The organism is Cryobacterium shii (assembly GCF_004402595.1).
GTDB lineage: Bacteria > Actinomycetota > Actinomycetes > Actinomycetales > Microbacteriaceae > Cryobacterium > Cryobacterium shii.
In genome coordinates this window covers 1-2035 of sequence record NZ_SOFY01000012.1, presented here as the reverse complement: position 1 = coordinate 2035, position 2035 = coordinate 1, and the positions used below count along the sequence as shown (strand labels likewise).

The following is a 2035-nucleotide window of genomic DNA, read 5'->3' as shown; positions in this document are numbered from 1 at the left end:
CGGGCTGCCCGCACGCCCGGCCGCACGCCCGGCCGCGCGCCCGGCCCGCGCGCCCGGCCACCGCACCACCGCCCCTGACGAATTCGACGGAGATTTTGCCCGAATCGGCCCAAATCAGGCCGAAATCGGCTCTGGAGAGCAAAATCTCCGTCGAATTGGTTCTACGCCGGACCGCGGCGCTGCGCGGCTGGGCGCGGACCTGCCCGGCGCGGCGGCCCTGTCAGGGGACCCGCAGCACCGCCGTGGGACAATCGGAGCGCGGCCCGACGTCTGGGCTCGCTGGAGGAGCGACGGTGACCGGCACGGGGATCGATAGCGGCATGGGCACGGAGACCGACGTCCGAATGGGCCTCGTCGAGCGCCGACAGCTCAAGATTGAGCTCGCCCGGTTCATGCTCTCGTACAAGTTCGCCACCGACGAGATGATGACCAAGATCAACATCTTGAAGGAGGAGTTCGCTTCCATCCACGACTACAGCCCGATCGAGCACGTGAACTCGCGGTTGAAGTCGCCGGAGGGAATCCTGAACAAGGCCAACCGCAAGGGCTGCCCGCTGTCGCTGCCCGACATCCGGGCGCAGATCCAGGACATCGCAGGCATCCGCATCACCTGCAGTTTCATCTCCGACATCTACCGCATCCGCGACATGCTCACGAGGCAGCAGGATGTCACGGTTCTCGAGGTCAAGGATTACGTCGCATCCCCGAAAGGCAACGGCTACAAGAGCCTGCACCTGATCGTCGCGATCCCGGTCTTCATGTCCGACCGGGTGGAGCCCGTCACCGTCGAGATCCAGATCCGCACCGTGGCGATGGACTTCTGGGCCAGCCTCGAGCACAAGATCTACTACAAGTACCGGGGGGCCGTGCCGGTCGACCTCGTCTTCGACCTGAAACAGGCAGCGGATGTCGCGAATCGGCTCGACGTCAAGATGGAGCGCCTGCACGACCAGGTCCTGGCCCTGAAGCCCGCGGGCGAGGCAGACAGCGACCTGCTCAGCATCACCGGGCTATCGCACCTCGCCCTGCCTGAGGGCCTCCTGGAGGCCATTGGGCGCAACCGGACCGGGGTTCCGGTAGCCGAAGTCACGTCCGGGGTTGCCTGACCCGCATCAGGCGCGGCGACGCGAGTTCAGGCGCGGTGCGGTGCGGCGACCGAGCGCGAGCGCACCGGGGCCGGATGCGCGCTAGTTCGTGTTGGCGTACAGCCAGACGAGAGGGTCGACGTGCGTGCCGTTCTGGCCGCCGATCCGGATCTCGAAGTGCAGGTGCGGCCCGGTCGACATGCCCGTGTTTCCGACCTGGCCGATGACCTGGCCGACCTTGACGACGTCACCCTCCTTGAACAGCATCGAGCCGTGGATCATGTGGGCGTAGACGCTGGAGACGAGTTTGCCGTCGATCATGTGGTCGATGATCATGTGCACCCCGAGGCTGCCTTCGCCGTCCTGGGCGTAGCTGACCACGCCGTCGGCGATCGACTGGATGGGCGCGCCGATGCCGGGGTTGAAGTCCTGGCCTCGGTGGTTGGACGAGCACCCTGCGCAGTCACGGGCACCGAAGTGATCACCGATGTGCACGCCAACCGAGAAGGGCCACTGGACGGTGCCGTTCGGGTTGTTGGTGAAGGTCGATTCCATCCGGATGCCGCTGGCGGCGGCCACCTCGGCGATGGTCTGCGACTTGTAACCGTCGCGCTGTACCGAGATCGTGTCCGTGCCGCCGTCCATGGTCAGGGTCTGGGCCGGCTCGCTCTGTCCGGAGCTCTTCGCCGTGTAAGCGGCGGCCTGCACGTCGGCGGAGGACAGCAGTGCCTCAGCGGGCAGGGAGGTGGAGATGGCCATCAGCGCGACGAATGCCATGGCAGCGACCGTGAAACCGGTGGTCGCGAGCTTGCGCACGCGACCGCCCGGGGCGGCGGCCTTCGACGCGGGGACCCGGGCTGCGCGCGGTCCGGGCGACGTCGACGAGCCGGCGGCCCGCGCGCGGGCCGCCGGAGCCAGACGTTCGGAGGCCGGGGCGCGGCGAACCCGGG

Annotated in this window: 2 protein-coding genes; one reads left to right on the top strand and one right to left on the bottom strand. The window is 67.8% G+C overall.

The window, feature by feature from the left end; all coding sequences use genetic code 11:
- Positions 1-293: 293 nt before the first annotated feature.
- Positions 294-1106: a GTP pyrophosphokinase gene (locus E3O49_RS02900; RefSeq protein ID WP_370262231.1), complete on the top strand. Its 813-nt coding sequence runs from the start codon at positions 294-296 to the stop codon at positions 1104-1106.
- Positions 1107-1187: 81 nt separating this feature from the next.
- Here E3O49_RS02900 and E3O49_RS02895 read toward each other — a convergent pair.
- A partial coding sequence (locus E3O49_RS02895; protein WP_134450971.1) for a M23 family metallopeptidase occupies positions 1188-2035 on the bottom strand: 848 nt, incomplete at its 5' end.